Raw genomic sequence first — 22,575 nt, forward strand, 5'->3', positions numbered from 1 at the left:
CATCACCTTCCGGCCCCCTCGGTGATCTCGCGCGGACGACGCCCGGGCAGCACAGTGGTGACATGACCGACATGCGAGGTGCGGCGGAGGGCGACGGCTCCGGCGGCGGGCTCGACGGGACGGCCCGGGCCCTCTCCCGCGCGCTGGTGGAGGCCCTGGAAGCGGAGGGGGTCCTGACCGACCCGGCCTGGCGGGAGGCGTTCGAGTCCGTGCCGCGCCACCTGTTCGTCCCCGAGTACCACGTGCCCCGGGCCGGCGGGTACGAGCGGCGCCGGTACGACGACCCCGATCCGCTCGGGCGCCGGCTCTGGCTGGAGGGTGTGTACGAGGACGTCCCGCTGGCGACGGTGCTGCGGGACGGGGAGCCGGTCTCCTCCTCCAGCCAGCCCTCCCTGATGGCGCTGATGCTCCGGGCGCTGGACGTCCGGGACGGGGTGGACGTGCTGGAGGTCGGCACCGGCACCGGCTGGAACGCCGCCCTCCTGGCCCACCGGCTCGGCGACGGCCACGTGACCAGCGTCGACGTGGACCCGGAGATCACGGGGGCGGCCCGGGAGCGGCTGGCGGCGGCCGGGCACCGGCCCGCCGTGGTCACCGGGGACGGGGCGCTGGGCTGCCCGGAGCGGGCCCCGTTCGACCGGATCGTCGCGACCTGTGCGGTGGACACCGTCCCGGCCGGCTGGCTCGCCCGGTGCCGGCCGGGCGCGCTCGTCCTGGCACCCGTGGCCACCGGGTTGCTCGCCCTGCGGGTGGAGTCCGCCGACCGGGCGGAGGGCCGCTTCCTGGACACCCCCGCCTACTTCGTCCCGCTGCGCGGGGCGGGCCCGCCCCGCCCCCGGATCGATCCGGCGGACCTGCCGCGCGAGGCGCTGCGCACCGAGTCGTTCGGCTTCCTGCTGTCGCTGACCGGCGGTGAGGGGGACCCGGGCGCCGTCTACGAGGCATGGCGGCGGGCCGGGCGGCCGGACCGCACGCGCTACGGCGTGACGGTGAACGGCCGGGAGCAGTGGGTCTGGCTGGACGACCCGAAGGGTCCGGTCCGCTGGCCGCTGCTGCCGGGGGGCGGGACCGGGTCCGGTGGGAGCGCCGGCGGGGCCGGCTGACCCCGGCCCCGCCGGCGCCCCGGGCGGGCCCGGACCGGCGGCTCAGCCCCGGTACACGGTGATCGTGGTCCAGGCGCCGACGTGCACCCGGTCGCCCTCCCGCAGCGGGACGGGCACGAACGGCTGGATCGGCTCCTCGGCACCGTTGATGGTCGTGCCGTTGGTGGAGTCCTGGTCGACCACGGACCAGCTCCCGTCGGGCTGCTGCACCAGCACCGCGTGCTGGTGCGAGACGCCCGGGTCCTCCGGCTGGCGGCCCAGGTCGATGTCGGGCGACTCGCCGGTGGAGTGGCGGCGGCGGCCGATGGTGACCTGGGGGCCGTTGAGCTGTATCCGCTGCTCGGAGGCGTAGGCGGGGATGTTGAGTCCGGCGGCCTCCGGACCGCTGCGGCGCATCATCGCGGTGAAGTACTCGTGGTCGGGCCCGATCGACGCCATCCAGGTCGCCGGCTGCTGCTGCTGGGGCTGCTGGTGCTGCTGCGGCGGCCCCTGCTGCCCGTACTCCGGCTGCCCGTACTCCGGCTGCCCGTACTCGGGCCGGCCGTAGCCCTGCGGCCCGCCCTGCTGCGGGGGTGCGGGGGGCTGGGGCGGCTGGGGCTGGGGCGGCTGGGGGTAGCCGTAGCCCTGGGACTGCTGGGGCTGGTGGTGCTGGGGCTGCTGGGGCGGCGGTCCGAAGTCGGGCCGTCCCGGCTGCTCGTGCGGGTGGTGCTGGGGCCGGGCCGGGCCGGGCGGCGGCAGCGTCCAGTCGTCGCCGCCCTGCTGCGGGGGTGCGGGGGGCTGGGGCGGCTGGGGGTAGCCGTAGCCCTGGGACTGCTGGGGCTGGTGGTGCTGGGGCTGCTGGGGCGGCGGTCCGAAGTCGGGCCGTCCCGGCTGCCCGTGCGCATGAGGCCCGGGGCCGAAGTGGCCGGACGCGCCCGGCGGGGGCGGCGGGGAGGGCGGGCCCTGCGCCTGGAAACCGGGGGGCAGGTTCAGGGAGCCCATGCTGCCGCCGGGTGCCTGGGACGGGGGCGGCGGCGGAGGGGGCGGGGCGTAGCCGGCGGGGGAGTGGGCGAGGAAGTTGTACCGGCACTCCCCGCACAGGGGCGCCTGCCCCTCGCGCGGAGTGCGGCACTGCGGGCACGATTCGGCCTGCATGGTGGAGTCACCTCCCGGTCCGGGGTAGCCGTAGCCGCCCTGGCCCGGCATCGCGGGAGGGGGCGGCGGGACGGCACCGGCGGGCGCGCCCGGGGCCGGGGGCATGCGGTGGCCGCACACCTCGCACCAGTCGTCGGCCGCCGACTGGTGGCCGTTCGGGCAAGTCGGCATGTCGGTCCTTCCCCTCCGTGCAGCTCCGTGTCGTGTCGCTCGCCGGTCGGCTGTCGTGCGCGGCCGGTCTCGGCCGCGTGTCCGGCGTCGTCTCGTCGGCCTCGGAGACCTCCGCCGTCAGCGGAACAGTACCGGCCGCCGCGGCGCCCGCGCCCGTCGCCCGCGCGGGCGACGGGCGCACCCGCACGCCCGCCCGCGCGCGAGGCGTGCCGTCCGGCCGCCCGCGGTGCCCGCCCGCCATGTCCGGCTGGGGCGGATTGCGGCGATCGGGGCCGCTGCGGGGACCCGCCCCGGCCGCCTTCCGGGCACACCGCTGTGACCTGCGGTTTTCCTCCACGTCAGGGCGCCGGTCCGCTCTGCGGGGGCGGCCGGAGGGCGTCCTCCTGCCCGGGTCCGGGCCGGCGGTCGGCGGCCGACGTGCGGCACGGCGGGCGGGTTCCGTGATCTGCGCCACCCCGTTGCGGCCCGCCTCCGCGCAGACACCGGAAAGAGACACCGGAAAGAGGTGCCCCGGGACGGGCCGGCGGAGGCGGCCGAAGGCTCAGCCGTTCCCCGCCGCACCGCCGGACGCGGCCGGGAAGGGCAGCACCGCCACCGTCACGTTGTCGTGGCCGCCGCCGTCCAGCGCGTGTCCGACCAGGCGCTGCGCGCAGTGCAGCGGACGGGTGCGGGCGTCGGCCGGGACCACCGCGGCCATCTCCTCGGCGGACTCGGCGTAGTTCCACAGTCCGTCGGTGCACACCACGACCACGCCCGGCCGGTCCGGGGCGAAGGACGCGGTGTGCGGGTCGATCTCGTGCGCGTCGGCCCCCAGCCAGCCGGTGATGGCGTGGGCCCGGGCGTCCGCGTACGCCTCGGCCTCGCCCATCAGCCCCGCCGCGACCATCTGGGCGGCCCAGGAGTCGTCCTCGGTGAGCCGCGCGGCCGGCGCCGACCGGTCGTCGGGGATCCAGTAGGCACGGCTGTCGCCGATCCAGCCGACGGTGAGGAGGTTGTCGGCGACCACCGCGCTGACGATCGTGCAGGCCGGGGCGTTCTCCCCGGGGTCGCGGGACTCCGAGGCCAGGGCGTCGACCGCCCGGGCGGCGCGGAGCAGCGCGTCGTGCATCGCCTGCCGCGCCCCGACGCCGCGCGGCAGCGCGCCGGCCATGGCGGAGCAGGCGGACTCGGCGGCGGCGGCCGACGCCTCGTCGGGGCGGGTGGCGGAGGACACCCCGTCGCAGACGACGGCGATCACGGCCGGCGCGCCGTCGGGCAGCGTGGTGGCGGAGACCGCGAAGGAGTCCTCGTTGCGGTGGTGGCGCCGCCCGCGGTCGCTGGCCGCCGCGACCCCCTCCACCTCCTGCTCCACGTGGTCGCGCTCGTGCGGCGGCACGTGGCCGCAGTGCCCGCATTCCCGGGTCCCGTCCGCGGCGGCGGCGTCCGCGCCGCACGCGGCGCACCGGGTCTCCGGATCCGCCGCGCCGGGCTCCTGGGGGGACGGCCGGCCGGGGAGCGGACGCGGCCCGTCCGCCCGCGGCTCCGGGCCGGTCCGCGGCACGGGGCCGCGGGGGGCGGCGGCGTCCGCCGGGGCCGGGGCGGGCGGCGGCAGGACGTAGTCCCCCTCGTTCCAGTCCCCTTCGTTCCCGTCCCCTTCGTTCCAGTCCCCTTCGTTCCCGTTCCCCTCGTTCCCGCGGCCTGCGGGCCGCGCGGCCGCGGCCGGCGGCGCGGGGGGCCCGGGCGGGAGCGGCGGTACGGCGGAGACGCCCGGCCGCGAGGCGGCGCCCGCACCGTCCTGCGCGGTCCCGGCGTGCTCCGCGGGCGGCGCCGGGGGCGCGGGCGGCATGGGCGGCATGGGCGGCATGGGCGGTACGGACTGCACGGCGGGTGCCGCCGGGGGCGCGTCCGGTGCGTCCGGCCGCGCCGCGGTCCCGGGGCCGTTCACCGCGGCCGCCAGGTCGGCGCCGCACGCACCGCAGAAGCGGTCGCCGCTCCCCAGCGGTTCCTTGCAGCGGGGGCAGACGGAGAGTTGGTCGAGCTGCGGCATGGTCACACCCATGTTCTAGGGCGGAGACGGTTGGCCCGTTCCACCAGTTCGATCCTTTCGGTGCCGGTCTGCGCGAGTCTGGCGAGCAACCGGAACGAGCGTTCCAACCCCAGCCGGAGTCCCCTCTCGTCCAGCTCGCAGCCCAGCAGGGGCGGCGGGCGCCCCGTACCGGCGCCGGCGGGGGAACCCTGACGGCCCGCCAGCACCCAGTCCAACGCACTGCCCAGTACTTCGACGGTCAACCATTCACGGTGCAGCGGATCCAGACCGGCCTCGCGCAGCAGCTCCACCTGGCGGGCGGCCGCCCGCAGGTCCTCCAGCAGCGGCTCGTACGGGGAGCGTTGCCGCAGTCTGGCACGTACGGCGGCCGTCCGCGCGGCCGTGTGGTGGACGGAGACCTCCGGCACGGACTCCAGCACCCGCACCGCACCGCGGCGGTCACCGGTCGCCAACCGTACCCGGGCCAGGGCGAACGCGGCGCCCACGAAACCGCGGTCGGCCGCCCACACCAGGCGGTTGTACTCCGCGGCCTCCGCCGGGCGGTCCAGGGCCTCGGCGCAGACGGCGAGCGCCAGCTTGGGGGCGGGATCGCCGGGGAAGGCGCCGTGGACCGCGTCGAAGGCCGGCGCGGCCGCCTCCGGATCGCCGGTCACCAGGGCGTACAGCCCCCGGTGCCAGACGACCCGCCAGTCGCCGGGGTGCCGCTCCTCCAACTCGGCCAGGGCCGCGGCGGCGTCCGCGGAGCCCGCCGCGGTCCCGTCTTCCAGCAGGGTGCGCAGCCTCCGCAGGCGCAGCTCGACGGAGTCGGCGGGCACGCGGCGCAGCGCGGCGTTCCATGCGGCGGGGGAGGGCGCCGGCCACCCGCTCAGCAGGGTGGCGCCGGGGTCGGACGGGTCCGCCAGGGGCACCGGGAGCGCCAGGGCGGCCGTCCGCGCGTCCAGCGGAGCGAGCGCCGGTGCCGCGTCCGCCGCGCCCGCGTCCGGCACGGCGGGCGCAGGGGTGTTCCGCGCGGTGCGCGCCCGGCGCACGATGCGCCTGCGCCCGGCAGCCGGACGGGCGGCACCCGGCAGGGGGACGTCCGCACCGGCGGAGAGGGCCGAACGGGCGTCCACGACCCGCACCTGCGGTCCGAACAGCGTGGAGACCGACGGCCGCGGGACACCCGTGCGGAGTGCCACGATCTCCCGCAGCACACCCATGAGCTGCTCGGACATCTCGTCGGCCGAGGCGAACCGACGCCGCGGATCGGGATCGGTGGCCCGCAGCAGCAGCCGGTGGAACGACTCGTACCGCCGGAAGACGGCTATGTGCTCCGGTTCCGGGAGGGAGTGCGCGAACACGGTGGCGCAGCCCTGGAAGTCGAAGGTGAGCACCGCCAGCGTCCGTGCCACCGTGTACAGGTCGGACGCCACCGACGGGCCGGTCTCCACGACCTCCGGCGCCTGGTAGCCCGCCGTCCCGTAGACCGGGCCGGCGGTGTCGTCCGACCGCCGCACCGCCCCCATGTCGATCAGTTTGAGGCGGTCGCCCTGCTGGATGGCGTTGTCGGGTTTGAAGTCGCAGTAGAGCAGGCCGCGTCCGTGGAGGTGGCCGAGGGCCTCCAGCGCCTCGACGCCGTACGCGCACGCCTGCTCGACCGGCAGCGGGTCCCGGCGGCCGTCCGGTGTGCGGCGGGAGTTGGCGATCTCCCCCAGCGACCTGCCGCCGACGTACTCCATCACGATGTAGCCCTCGGGGCGGCCGGTGCGCGGGTCCGGGTGCTCGACGAAGTTGTGGATGCGCACGATGGAGGGGTGCTCGATCTCCGCCAGGAAGCGGCGCTCGGAGATCGCCGCGGCCGTGGCGTCCCGGTCGCCGGTGTCCAGCAGGCCCTTGAGCACGACCCAGCGGCCGGAGACGGCGTGGTCCACCGCCAGGTAGATCCAGCCCATGCCGCCGTGCGCCAGGCAGCCCACCACCTCGTACTGGTCCCGCACGACGTCGCCCGGCCGCAGCCGGGGAACGAAGGAGTACGGGTGCCCGCACCGGGGGCAGAGGCCCTCGGCGCGGCCCGGCGCACCGCCGCGCGACCGCCCCACCATCGCACCGCACGCGCGGTCGGCGCAGAACCGCTTCCGCTCCGGCACCTCCGGGGCGGCCAGCACCGCCGACCGCGGGTCCGGACGCGGCACCGGGGGCACCTGCACCAGCCCGGCGCCCAGCGCACCCCGGCCGGAGGAGCCCGCGGCCCCGGGACGGGAGCCGGAGCCGGGCAGGTCCGGTTCCCGTCCGGCCGCCGGCGGCCTCGGGGGCGGGTGCGGCGCCGTGGCCCGGGCGGGGGGCGCGAGGACGACCGCGGTCGTGGGCGGCGAGCCCACCGTGCCGTCGGCCAGAACGGCCGGGGCCGGCGCACGGGCGCCGCCGGGCGGCGGACCCTCCGGCGGCCGCACCGCACCGGGACTGCCGGGCGCGCCGGCCCCGGCCGTCACCGGGCGCTCCCCTCCCCGGCCGCGCCGCCGTCCGGCGCCGGCCCGCCGTCCGGTGCCGCGGCCTCCAGCGCCGCCTCCCGGTAGCGCCGCACGGCCTGCTCGGCGGCCCGCAGATCGCACGGCGCGCTCCACAGCAGCCGCCGCGCGATGTCGTACCGCTCGGCCAGCAGCGGATCGCCGGCCAGGCCCTGCCGCACCAGCCCGGCGCGGTACGCGTCCAGCCGGCCGCGCAGCTCCGCCCGCACCGCCAGCGGCTCGGTCACGGCGGCCAGCGAGGCGCGGGCCCGCTCCAACTCCTCGTCCGCGCGCTCCTCCAGGCTCTCCAGCAGCGGGGAGAGCCGGTGCCAGCGGGCGTGCCTGCGGTGCTCGGCGGCGGTGGCCACCTGCTCGTACAGCGCGGTCGGCGGGCCGCTCACCGCCGGCACGTCCACCGCCGCGATCTTCGCCAGCACCTCCCCGCGCGCCGTCCGCGCCTCGGCCAGGGTGCGGTCGGCGCGGGAGAGCACGTCGCGCACCCGCATCAGCCGCTGCTCGGCGTCCTGCCGGACCTGGAGCACGGCCTCGATCTCGCGCCGGATGTCGTCCAGCGCGCGGGCCACCCGGTCGTACCGCTCGGTGTCGGGGCGGCCGCCGCCGGGCGCCGAGCTGCCCCCCGCCGGAATCCAGAAGGCCAGCGGGTCGGCGACGACCTCGGCGCGCAGCGACGTCAGCTCCTCGGTCGTCCGCTCCAGCTCGTCGCCGGCCGGATGCTCCCCGGGGCGCACGCCCACGGAGTGCGCCAGGGAACGCACGCGCTGGAGTTCGGCGGAGAGCATGTCTATCCGGGCGGGCAGCGCGGACCACACGGACTCGGCCGCCGCCACCACGTCCAGCGCCAGGGCGTACCAGGCGTTCATCCGGTCCACCAGCTCCGCCAGGCCGATCCGCTCGGCGGAGCCGTCCTCCGCCGGGACCGCCACCGCCGGGCCCCGCAGCCTGCCGGTCAGCTCGGCGAGGTCCTCGGGGGACGGCCGGCGGCTCCTGCCGCGCAGCTCGCGGGCCGCCTCCAGCGCCGCGGTGTAGGCCTCGAAGCCGGTCCACAGCAGGGAGACCGCCTCCTCGGCCCGTGCCCACCGCTCCTTGGTCACACCGGTCAGCGCGGCGCCCGCCAGCAGTCCGCGCCCCGCGTGGTCCTGAAGGGACAGCAGGCACGTCTCGACCGCCTCGTGCTCCGCGCCGAGCCGTGCCAGGGCGCGGTCCACCTCCTCGCGGTCCATCACCGGCCCGCCCGGCACACCGGGGCCGAGCCCGGCTCCGGCACCGGATCCGACCGGTACCCCGTCCGGTCCGGGGTTGCCGTCCTCCCCCATCGGTCACCTCGCCGCTCTCGTCGCCGATTCCGTCGTCCTCGCGGTCGTCCCCGGGCGGGGGCCGCGGTGCGGTCCCGCCCGGAACGCGCCCGCCCCGCCGGGCGGTCCTCCGGGGCCTCCACGCTCAGTCCCGGTAGACCGGCTCCGGGGGAGCGGGGTCCGCTACCTCCATCTTGTCGGCCAGCCACCGCTTGTATGCGGCCGTCCACCGACTGTTCCCACCGCCTCGGCGGTAGTCCTCGAGCGCCTTGTTGACGCGGCGGACCAGATCCCCGTCCCGGAGGTTCATCGCCACGCCGTACGGCTCGGTGGTCAGCGGGCCGCCGACGAGGTGGACCGAGGGGTCCTGTGCGGCCTGCCCGGCGGCCAGGGCGCTGTCGGTCATCACCGCGTCCACCTCGCCCAGCTGGAGCCGCACCAGGCAGTCGAGCTGGTGGTCCGCGTACACCGGGTACGCGCCCCGCGCGTCCCGCTCCAGCAGGGCCTGCGCCGTGGAGCCGGCCGCCGTGCACAGCCGCCTGCCGCGCAGTGTCGCGTCGAACCCGGTGACCGGTGAGGACCGCGGCGCGAGGATCTGCTGCCCGGCCTCGAAGTAGGCGGTGGAGAAGGCCACTTCGGCCCGGCGGTCGCAGGTGATGGACATGGTGCGCACCACCATGTCCACCTCGCGCCGCCGCAGCGCGGCGATGCGCCGGTCGGTGGGGATCGTCTTGTAGACGATCTCGGGGTCCTCGCCGAGCAGCTCCTCGGCGAGGAACCGCACCAGGTCGATGTCGAACCCGGCGAGTTCGCCGGAGGACGGGTCGCGGTAGCCCCACAGGTAGCTGTTCTGGTCCACGCCGACCACCAGCCGTCCGGCGCGCCGGATGCGCCGCACCGCCGGGCCCGCCCCGTCCGACGGCCGCAGGCTCGCGGCCGGGTCGCCGCCGTCGGCGCACCTCTCGCGCCCGGAGCGGGCGCCGGCGGCGGTCTTGGAGGGGCGCCCCGCGGCCGGACGCGCGGCCGGGCCGGCCGGCGGGCCCGCGGCGCGGGACGCCGGGAGGGGAGCGGACGCGGCCGGGGGCGCGGGCACGGAGCCGGGCGGGGGTGCGGGAGGCCCCGCCGGCAGCAGGACCTGGAGCAGCACCGCGGCGGCCAGCGCCGGCCCGGCCGCCGCCGCGCGCGACGCGCCCCGGCGGGCCCGCCCCGCGCGTCCGCCGGCCGCTCCTTCGTCCGCCTCCCGCAGTGGTCCCACCCCCTCCGCCGGCCTCACCGGTACTCCGACAGCCTGCGCCCGACGCCCAGCACCACGCCCGCCGCGCCCAGCACGGACAGCGCCAGGCTCCCGGCGGCCAGCCCGCCGAGCGCGGCCCGGCCCCGCTGCGCCGCCCGCTCGAACTCCCGCTGCTCGTGCCGCACGGCCTCGGCCAGGGCGCCGTCCACCGCGTCGAACGCGCTCCGGGCCGTCCCGCGGCCCGGTCCGACGACCACCGCCACCGCCTCCTCGTAGCGGCCGCCCGTCTCCAGCGCGCGGGCCGCGGCGTGGCGCTCGCGCCAGGCGGCGGCGGCCCGCACGGCCTCCTCCACGGGCTCGCGTCCCGCCCGGTCGTCGGCCAGCTCCAGGGCCCGGCCCAGCAGGCCCCCGGGGCGGCGGCCGGGCTCCGCGGCGCCGGTGAGCTCGCGCATCCCCCGGAGGTAGTCCTCCTCGTACGCGGCACCGCCGCCGCGCGCCACCAGCATCAGGTTCTCGTCGCCGCGCGCCCTGAGCGCACCCGCCCAGGCCTCGTTGAGCGCCTGGAGGGAACGGGAGCCGCGGCGGTCGGACTCCTCCAGGGCGGAGCGCGCGAGTCCGTGCCCGGCGGCCAGCCACAGCACCCCGGCCGCCGTGGCCGCGGTCGCCGCCGCCAGCCCGAGGTTGACCACCCGGTTCGTCCGCCGGCGGTCGCGGCGCTGGGCCCAGCAGAGCGCGGCCAGCGCGGCCGCACCGGTGAGCAGCGCCCCGGTGGGCCGGGACCGGGCGGCCGCGTGGTCGGCGCGGAGCCGGGCCGCCTCCGAGCGGTGGAGGGCCGCGGCGGCGGGCAGCAGGTCCTCGCGCATCCGCTCGCCGGCGTGGCGCAGGTAGGCGCCGCCCAGCGGGAGGCCCTGGCGGTTGTTGGCGCGGGCCGCCTCCACCAGACCGGTGTAGACGGGGAACCGCTCGGTGAGCCCGGCTATCTCCTCGTGCGCCCGGGCACGCTCGGGATCCGGCCCCGGACCGCCGTTCTCCGCGGCCGCCTCGGCCAGCAGCCGGGCGACGGTGCGCACGTCCCGCTCGTAGCGCTCGCGCAGTTCGGGGGGTTCGGCGCCGCCGGCCAGGAAGGCGCCGGCGGCGGTGGTGTCGGCGTCGGCCAGGTGGCGGTGGAGGCTCGCGGTGCCGGCGGTCAGCGGCTGGCTGCTGCCGATCACGGTGTCGGCGGCCGCGGCGCGCTGCGCGGTCTGCCAGGCGGCCTGGGCGCCGAAGGCCAGCACCAGCGCGGTCAGGGCCGCCCCGAGGATCCGCAGCCGTCCGGGCTCGGTCGCCGCCGCGCGGCGCAACCGGGCGGCACTCCCGGCGGGGGCCGGGGGACCGGCGGGTGAGGCCCCGGGGAAGGGGGAGGCCGACGGGTGCGCCACCGCTCCTCGCACCTCCCCACCGGCCGCCGGCCCGCGCCCCCCTGCGCGGTAGGGACCGGAGGCCCGGTCAGCAGTATGGCGGTCCGGGCCCCGGCGGGCACCGTTCCCGCCGGGATCCGCTCCGGACCGCGCTGCGGAGGGCCGGGCCGCCGCCGGCCCCCGGCCGGAGCACGGGGCCTCATCCGCGCTCGCGGAGGTACGCCTCCAGTTCGGCGGCTCCGGCCAGCATCGCCCGCCCGCGGGCGGACAGCCGGCCGTGCCAGTCGCGCAGCGCCGCCCCCAGCGGCTCCAGCCCGCCGGCCGCCCGCACCTGGGTGATCAGCGGGGCGATCTGCTCCAGCAGGTAGCCGCCCCGCCTGAGCTGGCGGACCAGCCGGGCGTCCCGCACGTCGGCCTCGTCGTAGACCCGGTACCCGGTCAGCGGGTCGCGGCGCGGGCGCACCAGCCCGGCGCGCTCCCACGCGCGCAGCGTCGCGGGACGGATTCCGAGCTCCCCGGCCAGCGGCCCGACGAACGTGCCGCCGGACCTGGGCGCCGCCGCGCCCGGTCCGCGGGCGCCGGCGGGCGCCAGCTCGCGGAGGGCGCTCTCCACGGCCCGGAGGGTCCGGCGGTCGTCGAGGAGCCGGGCGTGGCTCTCGTCGATGAGGCGGAACGCCTCCTCGGTCGCGCCCCCGTTCACCGCCCGCATGATCGACGTCGCCGTCCGGTGGCCGTGGCCGGGCACCAGGGCGAGGAACGCGCGCAGGGCCGCCGCGTGCAGGGGGGTGTAGGTGCGGTGGCCGTGGGGCGTGCGGTCGGCGGCCGGAAGGACGCCGGCCTCCTCGTAGTTCCTGACCGCCTGCGTGGACAGACCGTGCCCGCGTGCCAGGTCGATCGGCCTGAGCCGCTTGGCGCTTTGAAGGTTTCGCCCCATGAAGCCGACGATATCGCGGAAAAGTTTCAACCGAATGTTCAACGATACCGTTGAGGGCATGGCGACTGACATCAGGGACACCGCCCATGCCGTCGAGGCTGCCGCCGTCATGGGACTGCTCCCGGCCCGGCCCCGGCTGCTCGCCCTGGGTGAGCCCACCCACGGCGAGGACGCGCTGCTGGACCTGCGCAACGGACTCTTCCGGCAGCTCGTCGAGCAGGAGGGCTACCGGACGATCGCGATCGAGATCGACTGCCTGGCGGCCCTGGCCGTGGACGACTACGTCACCTCGGGCACGGGCACCCTCGACGAGGTCGTGGAGCACGGGTTCAGCCACGGCTGGGGCGCCTCCGCGGCCAACCGCGACCTCGTGCGCTGGATGCGCGCCCACAACGTCCGCGTCGACAACGACGGCCGGCCCGCGTCCGAGCGGCTCCGCTTCGCCGGTCTCGACGGCCCCCTGGAGATCACCGGCGCCGCGAGCCCCCGGCAGGCTCTCACCGCGCTCCACGGCTACCTCGCGGCCCGGCTGGACGCGGACCTGCTCCCCTGCACCGCCGAGACGCTCGACCGCCTGCTCGGCGCCGACGACCGGTGGACCGACCCCGCCGCGATGACGGACCCGGCCCGGTCCGTGGGGCGGTCGGCCGAAGCCGGGGAGCTGCGGCTGCTCGCCGACGACCTGGTGGCGCTGCTGGACGAGCGGACGCCGCAGCTGCTCGAGGAGACCTCGCGGGAGGAGTGGGACCGGGCGCGCCTGTACGGGCGCACCGCGATCGGCCTGCTGCGCTACCACCACCGGATGGCCGACGCCTCGCCGGCCCGCATGTCCCGGCTGTGCGCGGTGCGGGACGCGATGATGGCCCACAACCTCCTCGCCCTCGCCGAACGGGGTCCGGCGCTCGTCCACGCCCACAACTCCCACCTCCAGCGGGCCAGGAGCTCGATGCGGATGTGGCAGGGGCCGGTGGAGTGGTGGAGCGCCGGCGCGATCGTGAGCGCCCGCCTGGGCGGGGAGTACGCCTTCGTGGCCGCGGCCCTCGGCACCATCCGGCACCGGGGAGTGGACACGCCGCCGCCGGACACCCTCGAAGGGCTCCTGTACGCGCTCCCGGAGGAGCGCTGCGTCGTCGACGCCCGCCGGCTGGCCGCCGCCCTCGGCGACACGCGGCCCGCCCCCCGCGTGTCCCCCTGGTTCGGCTACGCCCCGCTCGATCCGGCCCGCCTGGCGGACAGCGACGGCATCGTGTTCGTCGGGGACGTCCCGCAGGACTGAGCGCCTGCGCGGGCCGGGGCCGCTCCCGCCGCGGGGGCCGTCCAAGGCCCCCGGAGCGCCCGCCGGCGACCGGGCGCGGGCCCCGGCGGGCGCCCGCGCCCCCTCAGGAACGCGCGGCGTAGTGCGCGCGCAGCCGGGCGCAGGCGGCGGGGCCGGCGCCGAGGCGGTCCAGGGCCAGCAGTCCGGCGCCGAGCACCGGCGGGGCGGTGACGACGTCGACGGCGGCCCGGGGCAGGCGCTCGGCGAACAGCGCCAGGACCCGCTCGTGGAGGACGGGGTGACGGGCGGCCACGACGCTGCCGCCCAGCACCACCGGGAACGGCGAGTCCGCCAGCCCCAGGCGCTCGGCCGCCACCGCCGCCATGGCCGTGATCTCCTCGGCCTGCCGGCGCACCAGCGCCAGGGCGGCCGCGTCACCGGCGGCGGCCACCTCGAAGAGGACGGGGACCAGGTCGTGGCGGCGCGCGGCCGCCAGGTCCCCCAGGTGGAACGCCTCGATCAGCGCGTACATGCTGGGCAGCCCGAAACGGGCGGGCAGCGCCCGGGCCAGCTCGGTGTCCGCGCCCCGGCCGTCCTCGGCGCGGGCCGCGTGCCACAGCGCCTCCTCGGCCAGCCCGCCCCCGCCGCCCCAGTCCCCCGAGAGCCGGCCGACGGCGGGGAAGCGGTGGGTGCGGCCGTCCCCGGCCACCCCGACGCAGTTGACGCCCGCGCCGCAGACGACCGCCACCCCGTGCCGCACCGACCCGTCGTCGGGCAGCCCCGCGCGCAGGACGGCGAACGTGTCGTTGGCGACCTCGCTCGTGCGGCCCCAGCCGCGCGCCCCGACCAGGGCAGCCAGCTCCTCCTCCTCGCGCGGCAGGTCGGCGTTGGCCAGGCAGGCCGAGACGTGGCCGGCCAGGGGGACGTCCGCCCGGAGCTCCAGCCCCGCGTCCCGGGCCGCCCGGGCCACGATCCCGCCCAGGGTCTCCACGGCCGCCTCCGCCCCGACCGCCGGCGGCTGGAAGCCGCCGCCGCGCGCGGTGCCCAGGACGGTGCCGTCCTCGGCGACCAGCGCCGCGTCCGTCTTGCTGTTGCCCGCGTCGACCGCCAGCGCGGCGGGCGTCAGGCCCATGCGAGGTGCTCCCGGTTGTGCGCGATCAGGCGGTCCGTCAGCTCCTCGGCGAGCGCGTACTGCCCGACGAGGGGGTGGGCCAGCAGCGCGGCGGCCACCCGGTCCCGGCCGCCGTGCAGGGCGGCGTCCAGAGCCAGGTGCTCGTACGCCGTCACGGCCGAGACCAGGCCCGCGTACAGCGGGGAGAGGGGTGGGACGGGCAGGGGTTCCGCCCCCGCCGGGGTGACCTCGGCCGGCACCTCGATCACCGCGTCGTCGGGGAGGAAGGGCAGGGTGCCCTCGTTGCGGGTGTTGACGACCTGCACGCCGCTCCTGCCGCCCGCGTCGCCCAGCAGGGCGGCGGCCAGGGCGACGGCGGCCTCGGAGTAGAAGGCGCCGCCGCGCCGGGACAGCAGCTCGGGCTTGGTGTCCAGCGCCGGGTCGGCGTACATCTCCAGCAGCTCCCGCTCCATCGCGGCGACCTCGGCCGCCCGCGAGGGCCTGGTGCGCATCTCGGCCACGACCTCGTCGTGCGCGTAGAAGTAGCGCAGGTAGTACGAGGGCACGACGCCCAGCCGGTCCAGCAGGGCCTTCGGCAGCCGCAGGTCGGCCGCGATGGTCCCGCCGTGCTCGGCCAGCAGCCCCGGCAGGACGTCGGTGCCGTCCGGCCCGCCCAGGCGCACCCCCAGCTCCCAGGTGAGGTGGTTGAGGCCGACGTGGTCCAGGTGGACCTCCTCGGGGCGGGCGTCCAGCAGCGCGGCGAACTTCCGCTGGAGCCCGATGGCCACGTTGCACAGGCCCACCGCGCGGTGGCCCTCGTTCAGCAGGGCGCGGGTGACGATGCCCACGGGGTTGGTGAAGTCGACGATCCAGGCGCCGGGGCTGGCGCGGCGCACCCGCTCGGCGATGTCCAGGACCACCGGGACGGTGCGCAGCGCCTTGGCCAGCCCGCCGGCGCCGGTGGTCTCCTGGCCGACGCAGCCGCACTCCAGCGGCCAGGTCTCGTCCTTCTCCCGGGCCGCCTGCCCGCCGACGCGGAGCTGGAGGAGGACGGCGTGGGCGTCCGCGACGGCCGCGTCCAGGTCGGTGGTGGTGGTGACGGCGGCCGGATGGCCGGCCCGGGCGAGGATGCGCCGGGCGAGCCCGCCCACCAGCTCCAGCCGGTCCTCGGCGGGGTCGGTCAGGACCAGTTCGGTGACCGGCAGGACGTCCCGCAGGCGGGCGAACCCGTCCACGAGTTCGGGGGTGTAGGTGGAGCCGCCGCCCACCACTGCGAGTTTCACGGGTCCTGGTCCTCCTCGGGTGCGGCGGCCCGCCGGGAACGGCGCGGGTCGGCGTCGGTGTCGGGTGCGGTTGCGGGGGTGGTCCGGGGCCGGGGCGCGGCCGGGGCCGGGAGGCGCCGGGTCACCGCCCGCGCGAGGTGTCGAACACCTCGTCGCGGGTGGCGGCCAGGGCGCTCTCCAGCGCCCCGCTCAGCACCGGGTGCTCGGTGACGGCGCCGATGGCCAGCCGGGGCCGGGGCGCGGCCAGGTCGGCCAGCTCCTCCTGGACGAGTGCGCGCAGCGCCTCGCCGCCCGCGGTCAGCACGCCGCCGGAGAGCACGACGAGTTCGGGGTCCAGGACGGAGACCACCGCGGCCAGCCCGGTCGCCAGCGCGGTGGCCGTGCGCCGCAGCAGTTCGCCGTGCGGGCCGTCCGGGGCGCCGTCCGCCCCGGTGCCCCCGCCCGCGCCGGCGGCGGCGCGGGCGAGCAGGGCCGCCGCGGCCTCCTGGTCCGGCCCGGCGGGCACCTCCAGGCCCAGGTCGCGGGCCGTCCGCACCACCGCGCGGGCACCCGCCAGCTCCTGGAAGCCCCCGCCGCCCGCCTGGGCCACGCGGCGCATCAGCGGGACGCCGGGCACGGGCAGGAAGCCGACCTCGCCCGCGCCGCCCGTCCAGCCGCGGTGCAGCCGCCCGCCCAGCACCAGGGCGGCGCCGATGCCCTGCTCGTTCCAGAGCAGGACGAAGTCGTCGTGGCCGCGCGCGGCCCCCAGGCGCTGCTCGGCGACGGCGGCGAGGTTGACGTCGTTGTCGTACTCCAGCGGCATCGGCAGCGCGGCGGCCAGTTCCTCCAGCAGGGTGGGGGAGTGCCAGCCGGGCAGGTGCGAGGCGTAGCGCAGCCGGCCGGTGCGGGGGTCGAAGGCGCCGGGGGTGCCGATGACGACGCGGTGCAGCCCGTCGCGGGTGAGCCCGGCGGCCTTGGCGGCGCCGTCCACGGCCGCCGCCACCTGCCGGACGACGGGCTCGGCGGACTGCCGCGGGGGGACGGGCAGGTCGAAGGAGCCGACGGTGCGGCCGGTGATGTCGGCGACCGCGGCGCGGATCCGGGTGGTGGTCACGTCGAGGCCGGCGACGTGCGCGGCGGCCGGGTTGAGGGAGTACAGCTGGGCGTCCGGACCGGGGCGGCCCCGGCTGGTGCCGCTGGCCCGGACCAGGTCCGCGGCCTCCAGCCGCGCCAGGAGCTGGGAGGCGGTCGGTTTGGACAGGCCGGTCAGCCTGCCGATGCGGCTGCGCGACAGCGGGCCGTGGGCGAGCAGGAGTTCCAGGGCCGCACGGTCGTTCATGGCGCGCAGCACCCGGGGCGTCCCGGGGGTGGGTCCGGTCATGACCTCTCCCGCTCATTACTGTCAGGAAAGTTTCCTGTTGTGCGGGGGCGACACTAGGGCCCGCCTCCGCACGGCGTCAACGGCCGTGCCGCGGCGGCGGGCCGCACTACGGGGAGGGCCGCGGACCGCCGCCGGGGCCGGCGGCCCGCCCGCCCGGCTCCCCGGCCGGGGCCCCCGTCCTGCCCGGGCCCTTGGCCATGTCCACCGTGTTCGTGACCGTCCCCGGCGCCTTCACCGCGCCCGGCTCCTTCACCGGGCGCCCGCTGCCCAGGTCCCGGCCCAGGTGCTCCAGGTCCTCGTCCAGCTTCCGCAGGGCGGCCACCGACTCCCCGTCCACCATCCGGATGCCGCGCGCGTCCAGCGCCTTCTTCACCCGCCAGCGCAGCTCGCGCTCCACCGGGATCGACTTGCCCGGCATGGTCCTGGCCGAGACGCGGACCACCATGGTGTCCAGCGTCACCGAGTTCAGGCCCAGCACCTCCACGGGCGCCCACAGCACCTCGTCCCACGGGGCGGTCGTCGACATCTCCTCGCCGGCCGCCGCGATGGCGGCCCGCACCTCGTCCAGGTCCTCGCCGGAGCGGACCTCGACGTCCAGGGAGGCCGTCGCCCAGCCCTGGCTGAGGTTGCCGACCCGCTTGATCTCGCCGTTGCGGACGTACCAGATCTCGCCGTCGTCACCGCGCAGCTTGGTCACCCGCAGCCCGATCTCCAGCACGGTGCCGGTCGCCTCGCCCGCGTCGATCCGGTCGCCGACCCCGTACTGGTCCTCCAGCAGGACGAACACCCCGCCCAGCACGTCCGTGACCAGGTTGCGGGCCCCGAAGCCGATCGCCACACCGGCGACACCGGCACTGGCCAGCAGCGGAGCGAGGTCGATGCCGAGCGTCGACAGCGTGATCAGCGCCGCCGTGCCCATGATCACGAACGTGGAGACGCTGCGCAGCACCGACCCGATCGCCTCGGTGCGCTGGCGCCGCCGCTCGGCGTTGACCAGCAGGCCGCGCAGCGCGTTGCCGCTCGCCTCGGCCTCGGAGCTGCGGTTCATCCGGGTGATCAGCCGGGTGATGGCGCGCCGGATCACCGAGCGCAGCACCACCGCGATCACCAGGATCAGCGCGATGCGCAGGCCGGTGGCGAGCCAGATGCCCCAGTTCTCCTCTATCCAGCCCGCGGCGTTCGTGGCCGTCTCGTGCGCGTCGTTCATGGAGTCCACCCCCGACACACTAACGGGGGACACCCGGCCGCTCCGGTCCCCGCACTCCGGGTAGCGCCGCTGCCAGCAGGGGAGTAATGGCGTGTGGGCGAAAACACGCTCAGCGCGTTACGCGATCGTGGTGGCGCCGCCACCGGGACGCGGGACACACTGGGGGAGATCGTCCCGGCGCGAGCCACGCGCCGCCGACGTACAAGGAGGCACCGTGCCGCACGTCCTGGTCCTCAACGCGTCGTACGAGCCGCTCGGCGTCGTACCGCTCCGCCGCGCGCTCATCCTCGTCCTCAACGGCAAGGCCGTCAGCCTCGAGGATTCCGGCGCCCTCATGCACAGCGCGACCCAGGCCATACCCGCCCCCAGCGTCGTCCGGCTGAAACGCTTCGTGCGGGTGCCGTTCCGCGGCACCGTGCCGCTCACCCGCCGCGCCCTGTTCGCCCGTGACGGCGGCAGGTGCGCGTACTGCGGTGGCGTCGCAACCAGCGTCGACCACGTGATCCCGCGCAGCCGCGGCGGGAAGCACTCCTGGGAGAACGTCGTGGCGGCCTGCCGCCGCTGCAACCACGTCAAGGCCGACCGCCACGTGGCGGAGCTGGGCTGGCGGCTGCGCCACCAACCCGCCCCGCCGACCGGCCTGGCCTGGCGGATCATCGGGACGGGGCACCGGGACCCGCGCTGGCTGCCCTACCTGCGGCCCTACGGCGCGGACGACGCCCTGGCCCGGATCGACGGCAGAACACCTGCCTGAGATCCGGGTCTTGTCGTACGGGGCCGGTGGCGGCCCCCGCGCGGCGCGCCCGCCGGGCCGGACGGCACCGCCCCCGGCGGGGGCGGGTCACCGCCGGGGGCGGCGGCCCTCCCCGCCGCCGGCGTCCGCGCGCCCGTCGGCGTCCCTGCGCCCGTCGCCGTCCGTGCGCCCGTCGCCGTCCGCGCGGACGGCGTAGGCCTCCAGGGACCACAGCGAGAGCCCGAAGCGGGTCGCCCGCTCGTCGCCGACCACCCGTACGAAGCGGGTGCCGGCCGGGGAGTCCAGCCGCACCGTCTCCCGGCCGCCGCGTCCGTCGCGGACGGTCGCGGCCGTCGTCCAGCTCCTGCCGTCCGGTGAGACCTGGACGCGGTAGCGGGAGGCGTGCGCCTCCTGCCAGTGCAGCCGCACCTCGCCGACGCGGGCCGGCCGGTCCAGCTCCACGCCCAGCCACTGCCTGTCCTCCGCCGGGGAGGACCAGCGGGTCCGCGGGTCGCCGTCGACGGCCGCCGCGGCGGGGAAGTCCCCGGTCTCGTCGGCCGAGGACAGCGCCCGCGCGCCCCGGGCCAGGTCCGGCCCGCCGGTGGGCGGCGCGACGCGCACGGTCAGCACCTCCCGCAGGGTCTCGCCGTCGGCGGTGAGGGCGACCGGGACGCGGTACGCGCCCGGCGCCGCGCCCTTCTCCGCCCGGACCTCCACGGCCGCCGCCACCGGCACGCCGCGCCGCAGCGTCACCCGGCGCGGCGCCCGGACCGTGAGGCCCTCCGGCGCCCGGACGGTCAGCCGGCCCTGCACGTCGGTGGGGCGGTGGCCGGTCAGCCGGGCCTCGACCACGGCCGGGCCGCCGCCGACGACGGCGTCGGTCTCGGAGCGGGCCAGGTCCAGGCCGGCGCCGGGGGAGTCGGAGTACCAGGGCGTCAGCTCGTGGATCACCGGGGCGGCCGAGCCGTCCTCCCAGGCCAGCCGCAGGGCGTCGATCCGCAGGCCGCCGGCGCGCAGCTCCGTCCAGCCCTCGTCCGACAGCGCTCCCAGCCGCCTCCACCCCCCGCCCGGCACGTGCGCCTCGACGGCGGCGCGGACGCCCGCGCCCGGCTCCGACTGGACGGTGACCGCCTCCAGGACGCGCGGCCGGGACGGCCGCAGCACCAGTTCCTCGGCGCCGGTGAGCGCTCCGGGGGCGCCCGGAGGCGCGGCGGACCGGCCGGGGGAGCCCGGCTCCCCGGCGGCGCGGAAGGCGGTGGCGGGGTCGCCGTCGGCGGCGTGCTCCAGGGGCGAGCCGGGCAGCGCGGCGGGCCCGCCGCTCACCCGCTCGTCCGGGCGCCCGCGCCCGCCCTTCCCGCCGCGGGCGCCCGACCAGGCGTCGGCGGCCTCCAGCGCCCGGTCCACGAAGCCGGGCAGGACGCCGTCACCGACGGTCGCCCCGCTCCGGCGGGCCTCGTCCCGCAGCCGCTCCAGCTCCAGCCGGGCCTTCCAGGCCGCCGCGCCGTCCCCGCCGCGCTGGGCGGCCAGCATGTCCAGCGCGTGCTCGCCGGCGCGCCCGTAGCGGGCGAGCTGCCGCACCCAGGGCTGCGCCTCCTCACTCAGGGCGCCGCCGGCGACGCCCGCCAGGTGCCCGGGGGCCCCGCGCAGCACGGCGAAGGCATCGCGCAGCCTCCCGGCCGCCGCGGCGAACCGCCCGTCGTCACCGGTCCGGTGGGCCGCCCAGAAGGCCTCCACCAGCGGGACCAGGTAGGCCGACTCCTCCTCGTCGAGCACCGAGGAGGCGCTGTTGGCGGCGAGCACGCGCAGCGCCTCGCGGGTCGCGGGGTCCGCGCCGGTCCCGACGGGGCCGGCCGCGTCGCCCCGCCCCCGCCCGCCGGTGGTGGCCGCCAGGTCGTCGACGGCCGCCCGCCAGGACTCCCCGGGCCGGTAGGCGCGCGGGTTCCAGGCGTAGTCGGCGACGGTGAACAGCGGGATGCGGGAGGCCGTCGCCTGCTCCATCGCGTTGGCCAGCAGCTCCGCCGACCGGTTGGCGACGGCCGGGTCGCGCCCGGTGTAGGGGCCCAGGAAGAGGCGGTCGGCCGCGTAGTCGTTGACCGGGTAGTTGTCCACCGTGGCCAGCGGGTGGCGCAGGGCGGCGCGGGCCTCGGCCACCTCCGCGCCGGTGATGGCGGCCGGGACGACCCCGACGCCGCTCCAGGCCACCTCCACGTCCTGCCGCAGCCGTCCGGCCAGCTCGTCGCGGTACTCGGTGCGCCCGTCCTGGTAGAACTCCGTCGGCAGCACCGACAGCGCGACCGCGCCGCCGCGCCCGGAGCCGTACCGCTCCGCCAGGTGCGCGGCGACCTCGCCGGCCAGCTCCGCGTGGGCGCGGGCCGCGGCCTTCGGGCCGGAGCCGTAGCGGTCGGCGTCCTCGTCGCAGTGCCACTCGTGGTAGCTGGCGTCATCGAAGCGGAGCTGGACGGCCCGCACCCCCAGCGCCACCATCGCGTCGATCTTCCGCAGCAGCGCCCTGCGGTCGTCGGCGGAGGCCAGGCACATCGACTGCCCCGGCGAGACGGCCCAGCCCAGCACCACGTGGTTGCGGCGGGCGCGGTCGGCCAGCTCCCGGAAGCGCGCGCGCTGGTCGGCGGGGTAGGGGTCGCGCCAGCGGGCCTGGCGGAAGGGGTCGTCGCCGGGCGCGTACAGGTAGCGGTTCTGCTTGGTCCGGCCCAGGAAGTCCAGGTGCGCCAGCCGCTCCTTGTGCGACCACGCCTCGCCGTAGAAGCCCTCGACCGTGCCGCGGACGGGGGCCGCGGGCCAGTCGCGCACGACGACGCCGGCCACCCGGGCCCCGTCCCCGTCGACCGTGATCAGCTGGCGCAGCGTCTGCGCGGCGTGGAACAGCCCGTCGCGCCCGGTGCCCGCCAGGGCCACCGTGCCCGCCCGGCCGTCCAGGCCGTCGGCGCGTCCCACCGCCAGCCGGTAGCCGCCGGGGGGCAGGTCGCCGCGCCCGGGCGCGCGCAGGAGGCGCAGGGCCCGCTCGGCGGCCTCGTCGCCGGCCCGCACCACCAGGCCCTCGGCGCCTCCCTCCGCGCCGGGCCGCACGGTGCGCACGCTCCGCGCCCCTGCCGAGCGCAGGGCGTCGCGGACGACGTCGAGGGCGTGGGGGTCGGCGTCCCCGCCGGCGACCAGGACGACCTCGTCACCGACGGGCACCGGCGCCCCGCGCGTGCGCAGGGACTGCGGACGCGGCCAGACGGGGGGGACGCCGCCTTGTGCGGCGGTGCGGCCGTCGCCGGGGTCGCCCGCCTCCGGGCCCGCCGTCCGCTCGGGCTGCGGCGGTGCGGCGTGCGCGCCGGGCGCGCCGCCGAGCAGTCCGCCGAGAACCGCCGCGACCAGCGCCGTCGCCCCGGTACGGCGCGCGCCGCGGCCGTGCGTCGCATGGTTCACGTCTCACCGGTCCCTCTCGCCCCGTTCACCGCGTTGCCGACCGGACCCGCCGGTCGGCAACGACCCCACCACCGGGCCGGTGAGGGTGTCAACGACGGGGGCCGAAGTGTCCGACTTGTCGACGGCCGAAGGGGGAACGGGGCGGAACCCGGCGGTCCGCGCACCGGATCCCGTCCGCGCGGGGCGTGGCCGCGGACGGGGCCGGGGGCGGCGCGCCGCGGGGGCCGCCTCGCTCCGGGGGGCTCCGGCGGACGGCAAATCTTCGGCCGAGATGCCCGCTTTGATCGAATGCCCTACGCTGGCAGGCGCGTAACGCCGTGAAATCGTCGGCGCCAGGTCGAGTGACCTGGGTCACGTTTGTGGCGCCGAACGTGTCTGGTTTCCGCCCCAGTGGGTAGAGCG

At 78.1% G+C, this 22,575-nt stretch carries 15 protein-coding genes; 3 read left to right on the plus strand and 12 right to left on the minus strand.

Translation table 11 applies throughout. The features are described from left to right. The first annotated feature begins 62 nt into the window (after positions 1-62). Complete coding sequence (locus ACFSJS_RS00080; RefSeq protein WP_380895254.1) at positions 63-1,103, plus strand: methyltransferase domain-containing protein; 1,041 nt, start codon at positions 63-65, stop codon at positions 1,101-1,103. Between the two features lie 42 nt (positions 1,104-1,145). Here ACFSJS_RS00080 and ACFSJS_RS00085 read toward each other — a convergent pair whose 3' ends face one another. From ACFSJS_RS00085 to ACFSJS_RS00115, 7 genes are all read right to left on the minus strand, one after another. Continuing rightward, complete coding sequence (locus ACFSJS_RS00085; protein ID WP_380895256.1) at positions 1,146-2,408, minus strand: FHA domain-containing protein; 1,263 nt, start codon at positions 2,406-2,408, stop codon at positions 1,146-1,148. A gap of 541 nt (positions 2,409-2,949) precedes the next feature. Next, positions 2,950-4,434: a PP2C family protein-serine/threonine phosphatase gene (locus ACFSJS_RS00090; RefSeq protein WP_380896717.1), complete on the minus strand. Its 1,485-nt coding sequence runs from the start codon at positions 4,432-4,434 to the stop codon at positions 2,950-2,952. Positions 4,435-4,436: 2 nt separating this feature from the next. Further along, entirely contained in the window at positions 4,437-6,605 is a 2,169-nt protein-coding gene (locus tag ACFSJS_RS00095) for a serine/threonine-protein kinase (RefSeq protein WP_380895258.1), read from the minus strand. Between the two features lie 293 nt (positions 6,606-6,898). After that, positions 6,899-8,158: a hypothetical protein gene (locus tag ACFSJS_RS00100; RefSeq protein WP_380896718.1), complete on the minus strand. Its 1,260-nt coding sequence runs from the start codon at positions 8,156-8,158 to the stop codon at positions 6,899-6,901. Between the two features lie 217 nt (positions 8,159-8,375). Then, positions 8,376-9,485, minus strand: coding sequence for a glutamate ABC transporter substrate-binding protein (locus ACFSJS_RS00105; protein WP_380895260.1), 1,110 nt, complete (start codon positions 9,483-9,485; stop codon positions 8,376-8,378). A gap of 14 nt (positions 9,486-9,499) precedes the next feature. Beyond that, entirely contained in the window at positions 9,500-10,882 is a 1,383-nt protein-coding gene (locus tag ACFSJS_RS00110) for a hypothetical protein (protein WP_380895262.1), read from the minus strand. 178 nt (positions 10,883-11,060) lie between these two features. Then, complete coding sequence (locus ACFSJS_RS00115) at positions 11,061-11,795, minus strand: TioE family transcriptional regulator (RefSeq protein ID WP_380895264.1); 735 nt, start codon at positions 11,793-11,795, stop codon at positions 11,061-11,063. A gap of 58 nt (positions 11,796-11,853) precedes the next feature. On the opposite strand from ACFSJS_RS00115, the gene ACFSJS_RS00120 reads away from it, so the two are divergent. Further along, positions 11,854-13,071 (plus strand): erythromycin esterase family protein, encoded by a 1,218-nt coding sequence (locus tag ACFSJS_RS00120; protein ID WP_380895266.1) that lies wholly within the window; start codon positions 11,854-11,856, stop codon positions 13,069-13,071. A gap of 103 nt (positions 13,072-13,174) precedes the next feature. Here ACFSJS_RS00120 and ACFSJS_RS00125 read toward each other — a convergent pair whose 3' ends face one another. The 4 genes from ACFSJS_RS00125 to ACFSJS_RS00140 all read right to left on the minus strand — a co-directional run bounded on the left by ACFSJS_RS00125 (position 13,175) and on the right by ACFSJS_RS00140 (position 18,011). Continuing rightward, the gene (locus ACFSJS_RS00125; protein WP_380895268.1) at positions 13,175-14,182 is read right to left on the minus strand and encodes an N-acetylglucosamine kinase; all 1,008 of its coding nucleotides are present in this window, start codon (positions 14,180-14,182) and stop codon (positions 13,175-13,177) included. Then, the gene (locus ACFSJS_RS00130) at positions 14,173-15,444 is read right to left on the minus strand and encodes a family 4 glycosyl hydrolase (protein ID WP_380895270.1); all 1,272 of its coding nucleotides are present in this window, start codon (positions 15,442-15,444) and stop codon (positions 14,173-14,175) included. Before ACFSJS_RS00130 ends, ACFSJS_RS00125 begins: the two co-directional genes overlap by 10 nt. Positions 15,445-15,565: 121 nt before the next feature. Beyond that, entirely contained in the window at positions 15,566-16,804 is a 1,239-nt protein-coding gene (locus ACFSJS_RS00135) for an ROK family transcriptional regulator (RefSeq protein WP_380895272.1), read from the minus strand. 106 nt (positions 16,805-16,910) lie between these two features. Further along, positions 16,911-18,011: a mechanosensitive ion channel family protein gene (locus ACFSJS_RS00140; protein ID WP_380895274.1), complete on the minus strand. Its 1,101-nt coding sequence runs from the start codon at positions 18,009-18,011 to the stop codon at positions 16,911-16,913. Positions 18,012-18,225: 214 nt separating this feature from the next. Between ACFSJS_RS00140 and ACFSJS_RS00145 the strand changes: the two genes are divergently transcribed. Next, positions 18,226-18,765 (plus strand): HNH endonuclease, encoded by a 540-nt coding sequence (locus ACFSJS_RS00145; protein WP_380895276.1) that lies wholly within the window; start codon positions 18,226-18,228, stop codon positions 18,763-18,765. An 87-nt stretch (positions 18,766-18,852) separates the two neighbouring features. Here the strand turns inward: ACFSJS_RS00145 and ACFSJS_RS00150 are convergent, their stop codons facing one another. Then, positions 18,853-22,173, minus strand: coding sequence for a beta-N-acetylglucosaminidase domain-containing protein (locus tag ACFSJS_RS00150; RefSeq protein ID WP_380895278.1), 3,321 nt, complete (start codon positions 22,171-22,173; stop codon positions 18,853-18,855). Positions 22,174-22,575: the final 402 nt, after the last annotated feature.

Source organism: Streptomyces desertarenae (assembly GCF_042681365.1).
Taxonomy (GTDB): Bacteria; Actinomycetota; Actinomycetes; order Streptomycetales; family Streptomycetaceae; genus Streptomyces; species Streptomyces desertarenae.

What these genes read in the sequence shown, in the direction of transcription:
- ACFSJS_RS00080 (WP_380895254.1), top strand. Translation starts at nt 63, where the DNA reads ATGACCGACATGCGAGGTGCGGCGGAGGGCGACGGCTCCGGCGGCGGG.
- ACFSJS_RS00085 (WP_380895256.1), bottom strand. Translation starts at nt 2,408, where the DNA reads ATGCCGACTTGCCCGAACGGCCACCAGTCGGCGGCCGACGACTGGTGC.
- ACFSJS_RS00090 (WP_380896717.1), bottom strand. Translation starts at nt 4,434, where the DNA reads ATGCCGCAGCTCGACCAACTCTCCGTCTGCCCCCGCTGCAAGGAACCG.
- ACFSJS_RS00100 (WP_380896718.1), bottom strand. Translation starts at nt 8,158, where the DNA reads ATGGACCGCGAGGAGGTGGACCGCGCCCTGGCACGGCTCGGCGCGGAG.
- ACFSJS_RS00115 (WP_380895264.1), bottom strand. Translation starts at nt 11,795, where the DNA reads ATGGGGCGAAACCTTCAAAGCGCCAAGCGGCTCAGGCCGATCGACCTG.
- ACFSJS_RS00120 (WP_380895266.1), top strand. Translation starts at nt 11,854, where the DNA reads ATGGCGACTGACATCAGGGACACCGCCCATGCCGTCGAGGCTGCCGCC.
- ACFSJS_RS00125 (WP_380895268.1), bottom strand. Translation starts at nt 14,182, where the DNA reads ATGGGCCTGACGCCCGCCGCGCTGGCGGTCGACGCGGGCAACAGCAAG.
- ACFSJS_RS00135 (WP_380895272.1), bottom strand. Translation starts at nt 16,804, where the DNA reads ATGACCGGACCCACCCCCGGGACGCCCCGGGTGCTGCGCGCCATGAAC.
- ACFSJS_RS00140 (WP_380895274.1), bottom strand. Translation starts at nt 18,011, where the DNA reads ATGAACGACGCGCACGAGACGGCCACGAACGCCGCGGGCTGGATAGAG.